We start from the raw sequence: 5,545 nt of genomic DNA, 5'->3' as shown, positions 1-5,545 counted from the left end.
TGACCCGCGACGAGACCGCGGGGAACCGGGCGCTAGACTCGGCAGGCACCGCGGGGTGTGGCGCAGCTTGGTAGCGCGCGTCGTTCGGGACGACGAGGCCGCAGGTTCAAATCCTGTCACCCCGACCCACTGCTCAGGGGCCGCCGCTGGCGGCCCCTGAGTGCGTCGTGCGAGGGGCATCCACGGGCGACTGGGAGGATGGGTCGGTGACCGCCGAACCCGCCGCCGCTCCCGCTCTCCCCCCCGAGGTCACCGCCCGCTGGCAGGCGCGGTTCCGCGCGCCGCGGGTCTCCCTGCCCGACTGGGCCCTCGACGCGCCGCACCGCAGCCTGTACTCCTCCGACGTCAGCGGCGTCGTCGAGCAGTACGCGTGGGACCGCACGACGGGGGGGCACCGCCAGGTGACCGACCGGCCCAACGGCACGCTCATCGGCACGCTCAGCCCGGACGGCGAGACGATCTGGTGGTTCGCCGACACCGACGGCGACGAGTTCGGGGTGTGGCAGACGCAGCCGTTCGCGGGCGGTCCCGACGAGGTCGCGATCCCCGCGGTGGGACCGGCCTACCCGGCGGGCCTGGAGGTGGGGCGGACGCTGGTCGCCGTCGGCCGGTCCACCGACGACGGCAGCGAGCTGTGGCTGGCGCCGTCCGGCGGGGAGCCCCGCGTCATCTACGCCCACCCCGACCCGGCCTCGGTCGACGCGCTGACCCGGGACGACGAGCTGGTGGTCCTGTCGCACTCCGAGCACGGCGACCCGCGCTACCCCGCCCTGCGCGTGCTCCGGACCGCCGACGACAGCGTCGTCGCGGAGAAGTGGGACGGCGACGGCCGCGGGCTGCACGCGCTGGAGTTCGGCCCCCTCCCCGACGACCGCCGGCTGCTGGTCGGGCACGAGCGCCGCGGCCGCGAGGAGCTGCTCATCTGGGACGTCGCCGCCGACACCGAGACCGAGATCGTGCTCGACCTGCCCGGCGACGTGACCGCCGGCTTCTACCCGGACGGGTCCGCCCTGCTGGTGGGCCACGACCACGCCGCCCGCAGCGAGATCTACCGCTACGACCTGTCCAGCGGCCACCTGGAGAAGCTGGAGACGCCGTCGGGCGTCGTCCGCGGGGCCACCGCGCGCCCCGACGGCACGGTGGAGCTGGCCTGGTCGTCGTCCGCCCTGCCGCCGGTCATCCGCCGGGCCGACGGCCCGGTGGTGCTGTCGGTGAGCGACGAGGAGCCGCCCGCGGCCTACCCGGTCGAGGACCGCTGGGTGCCCGGCCCCGGTGGCGACGTCCACGCGCTGCTGGTCCGGCCGGACGGCCCGGCTCCGTACGCGACGGCGTTCCTGGTGCACGGCGGGCCGGAGGCCGCGGACGACGACTCCTACCGCGCGCGGCGGGCCGCCTACGTCGACGCGGGCTACGCGGTCGTCCACGTGAACTACCGCGGCTCCACCGGCTACGGCAGCGCGTGGCGGGACGCCCTCACCGGCCGGCCGGGGCTCACCGAGCTCGAGGACGTCGGCGCGGTCTACGACGCGCTGGTGGCCGAGGGGGTCGTCGACCCGCAGCGCGCGCTGCTCTCCGGCGGCTCGTGGGGCGGATTCCTCACCCTGCTCGGCCTCGGCACCCAGCCCGAGCGCTGGGCAGCGGGCATCGCCGAGGTTCCGGTGGCCGACTACCTCGCCGCGTACGAGGACGAGATGGAAGGTCTGCGGGCCTACGACCGCGCGCTCTTCGGCGGCTCACCGGAGGAGGTGCACGACGTCTACGTCCGGTCCTCGCCGATCACCTACGTCGACGCCGTGGCGGCGCCGGTGCTGGTGGTGGCCGGCGCGAACGACCCGCGCTGCCCGATCCGGCAGATCGACAACTACCTGGCCCGCCTCGCGGAGCTCGGCAAGGACCACGAGGTCTACCGCTTCGACGCCGGCCACGGCTCCCTCGTCATCGAGGAGACGATCCGCCAGGTCGAGGTCGCGCTCGACTTCGCCCTGCGGCACGTCAAGCCATAGGAGCCGGAATGGCGATTTCGGCACCTATCGCTGGGCGGCGATCAGCTCCGCGATCTGGACGGTGTTGAGCGCCGCGCCCTTGCGCAGGTTGTCGTTGCTCACGAACAGCACGAGCCCGCGGCCGTCGTCCACGCCCTGGTCCTGCCGGATCCGGCCGACGTAGGACGGGTCCCGTCCGGCGGCCTGCAGGGGCGTGGGGACGTCGGACAGCTCGACCCCGGGCGCGGTGGACAGCAGCTCGGTCGCCCGCTCGACCGACAGCGGCCGGGCGAACTCGACGTTGAGCGACAGCGAGTGCCCGGTGAAGACCGGCACGCGCACGCAGGTACCCGACACCCGCAGCTCCGGGATGCCGAGGATCTTGCGGCTCTCGTTGCGGAGCTTCTGCTCCTCGTCGGTCTCGAACGTGCCGTCGTCGACGATCGAGCCGGCCAGCGGCAGCACGTTGAACGCGATGGGTGCGACGTACTTGACCGGGTCGGGGAACGGCACGGCCGACCCGTCGTGGGTGAGGGCGTCGGCCTTGTCGACGACTGCCTTCGCCTGCCCGTGCAGCTCCTCGACACCGGCGACCCCGCTGCCGGAGACCGCCTGGTAGGTGCTGGCGACGATCCGGACCAGCTCCGCCTCGTCGTGCAGCGGCTTGAGCACCGGCATCGCGGCCATCGTCGTGCAGTTCGGGTTGGCGATGATGCCCTTGCGGATCTCCCCCAGCGCCTGCGGGTTGACCTCGCTGACGATCAGCGGGACGTCCGGGTCGCGGCGCCAGGCGGAGCTGTTGTCGATGACCGTCACGCCGGCCTCGGCGAACCGCGGCGCCTGGGCCTTCGACGTGGCGGCACCCGCGGAGAAGATCGCGATGTCGAGCCCGGTCGGGTCCCCGGTGGCGGCGTCCTCGACCGTGATCTCGCCGTCGGCCCAGGGCAGGGTGCTGCCGGCCGACCGCGCCGAGGCGAAGAACCGCAGCTCGGAGAGCGGGAAGTTCCGCTCGGCGAGGAGCTCGCGCAGCACGGTGCCGACCTGTCCGGTGGCGCCGACGATGCCGACCCGCAGGCCGCTGTCGGTGCCATGCCCATTCACAAGCCTGCTCATCGTCCGGTCCCTCCGTAGACCACTGCCTCGGCTTCGTCGGAGCCGAGGTCGAAGGCGTCGTGCACCGCGCGGACGGCGATGTCGACCTCGGTGTCGCGGCAGACCACGGAGATGCGGATCTCCGAGGTGCTGATCAGCTCCAGGTTGACGCCGGCGTCGGCGAGTGCGCCGAAGAACTTCGCCGAGACGCCGGGGTGCGAGCGCATGCCGGCCCCGACCAGCGACACCTTGCCGATGTGCTGGTCGAACCGCACGTCGCTGTAGCCGACGGTGTGCTTGACCTTCTCCAGCGCCGCGAGCGCCGTCGGACCGTCGCTGACCGGCAGCGTGAAGGAGATGTCGGCGAGCTTGCTGGCCTCGGCCGACACGTTCTGCACGATCATGTCGATGTTGATCTCCGCGTCGGCGAGCACCCGGAAGATCTGCGCCGCCTCGCCGGGCCGGTCGGGCACCCCGTAGACGGTGATCTTGCCTTCGGAGCGGTCGTGCGCGACGCCCGTGATGATCGCCTGTTCCACCGGGAGGTCCTCCATCGAGCCAGTCACGATCGTGCCGGGAAGGTGTGAGTAGGAGCTGCGGACGTGCACCGGGATGCCGTAGCGCCGGGCGTACTCGACGCACCGGAGCATGAGCACCTTCGCTCCCGACGCGGCGAGCTCGAGCATCTCCTCGTAGGTGATGGTGTCGAGGCGCTTGGCGTTCGGGACGATCCGCGGGTCGGCGGTGAAGACGCCGTCCACGTCGGTGTAGATCTCGCAGACGTCGGCGCGCAGGGCCGCGGCGACGGCGACGGCCGTGGTGTCCGAACCGCCGCGGCCGAGGGTGGTGATGTCCTTGGTGTCCTGGCTGACGCCCTGGAAGCCCGCGACGATCACGATGGAGCCCTCGTCGAGCGCCGAGCGCAGCCGGCCGGGGGTGACGTCGATGATCCGGGCCTTGCCGTGGCTTCCGGTGGTGATGACGCCGGCCTGCGAACCGGTGAACGACCGCGCCTCGTAGCCGTGCGTGGAGATGGCGATGGCCAGCAGCGCCATGGAGATCCGCTCGCCGGCGGTGAGCAGCATGTCGAGCTCGCGACCGGGCGGGTCGTCGGTGATCTGGCCGGCCTGGTCGAGCAGTTCGTCGGTCGTGTCGCCCATGGCGGACACGACGACGACGACGTCGTCGCCGTTCTTCTTGGCGGTGACGATCCGTTCGGCGACACGCTTCATGTGCTCTGCGGACGCGACGGAGGAACCGCCGTACTTCTGGACGACGAGGGCCACGGGTCATGAGGTTACCGAGGTCCCCCGTCGGGCCGGTGGTTGCGTCCCCGGCACCGGCGGGTTGTGATCATGGGATGGACGATCCGGAGCAGTGGCTGCTCAGCGCCGAGGAGCGGGGAAATCCCCACACGGCGCTGCCCGGGTGGACGGCGGGCAACCTCGCCGAGCCGCTGCTGCACGGCAGCACCTACTTCGACCGGCTGGTCGAGGAGGTGCGGTCGCTGAACGCCGGGGACCACCTGTTCTTCACCGACTGGCGGGGCGACCCGGACGAGAAGCTGCGCGACGAGGGACCGACGGTCGCCGAGCTGTTCACCGAGGCGGTGAAGAAGGGAGTGTGCGTCCGCGGCCTGGTCTGGCGCTCGCACATGTCCCGGTTGTCGCTGAACAAGGAGGCCAACCGGTCGCTGGACGCCGAGATCGAGCACGGCGGCGGCGAGGTGATCCTCGACCAGCGGATCCGGCGGATGGGCAGCCACCACCAGAAGATGGTGGTCCTGCGGCACGACGAGGACCCGTCGAAGGACATCGCCTTCGTCGGCGGCATCGACCTCTGCTACGGCCGCCGGGACGACGCCGATCACGGCGGGGATCCCCAGCCGCTGCCGATGGCGGAGGCGTACGGGCCGAACCCGCCGTGGCACGACGTCCAGCTGCAGATCCGGGGCCCGGCCGTGCACGTGCTCGACACAGTGTTCCGGGAGCGCTGGGACGACCCGAACAGCCCCGACGAGGACCACCCCATCGCCTGGATCCACGACAAGCTGCACCACACGCGGCTGCACGCCGACCCGCTGCCGCCGCAGCTGCCGCCGCCGCCGGAATGCGGGCCGCACTTCGTGCAGAACCTGCGGACCTATCCGGCTATCCGGCCGCCCTACGACTTCGCCCCGGACGGCGAGCGGTCGGTGGCGCGCGGCTACACCAAGGCGATCAAGCGGGCCCGGCGGCTGATCTACCTCGAGGACCAGTACATGTGGTCGGCGGAGGTGGCCCGGTTGTTCGCAGAGGCGCTGGCCGACCATCCGGACCTGCACCTGGTGGTGATCGTCCCGCGGGTCCCCGACCAGGACGGCGCCTTCGCCGAGCGTCCGCAGCTCGTCGGCCGGTGGCAGGCGATCGAGATGTGCCGGAAGGCCGGCGAGGGCCGCGTGCACGTCTTCGACGTGGAGAACCACGTCGGCA

Annotated in this window: 4 protein-coding genes and 1 tRNA gene; 3 read left to right on the top strand and 2 right to left on the bottom strand. The window is 72.1% G+C overall.

What is annotated here, in order from left to right:
• The first annotated feature begins 51 nt into the window (after positions 1–51).
• Both E4P40_RS25885 and E4P40_RS25880 read left to right on the top strand, forming a co-directional pair.
• Positions 52–125 (top strand) — tRNA-Pro (locus tag E4P40_RS25885).
• An 81-nt stretch (positions 126–206) separates the two neighbouring features.
• Positions 207–2,003 carry a prolyl oligopeptidase family serine peptidase gene (locus E4P40_RS25880; protein ID WP_135161194.1) on the top strand — a complete coding sequence of 599 codons (1,797 nt, stop codon included), beginning with the start codon at positions 207–209 and terminating at the stop codon, positions 2,001–2,003.
• A 24-nt stretch (positions 2,004–2,027) separates the two neighbouring features.
• Here E4P40_RS25880 and E4P40_RS25875 read toward each other — a convergent pair whose 3' ends face one another.
• Positions 2,028–3,095: an aspartate-semialdehyde dehydrogenase gene (locus E4P40_RS25875; protein ID WP_135161193.1), complete on the bottom strand. Its 1,068-nt coding sequence runs from the start codon at positions 3,093–3,095 to the stop codon at positions 2,028–2,030.
• On the bottom strand, positions 3,092–4,360 hold the full coding sequence (locus tag E4P40_RS25870; protein ID WP_135161192.1) for an aspartate kinase: 1,269 nt from the start codon (positions 4,358–4,360) through the stop codon (positions 3,092–3,094). The genes E4P40_RS25875 and E4P40_RS25870 overlap by 4 nt, the downstream gene beginning before the upstream one ends.
• 74 nt (positions 4,361–4,434) lie before the next feature.
• On the opposite strand from E4P40_RS25870, the gene E4P40_RS25865 reads away from it, so the two are divergent.
• The coding region (locus tag E4P40_RS25865; RefSeq protein ID WP_135161191.1) for a phospholipase at positions 4,435–5,545 on the top strand (1,111 nt) is incomplete at its 3' end.

Source organism: Blastococcus sp. CT_GayMR20 (assembly GCF_004570345.1).
Note: the sequence above shows the minus strand (reverse complement) of the source record. Positions and strands in the feature narration are given on the sequence as shown.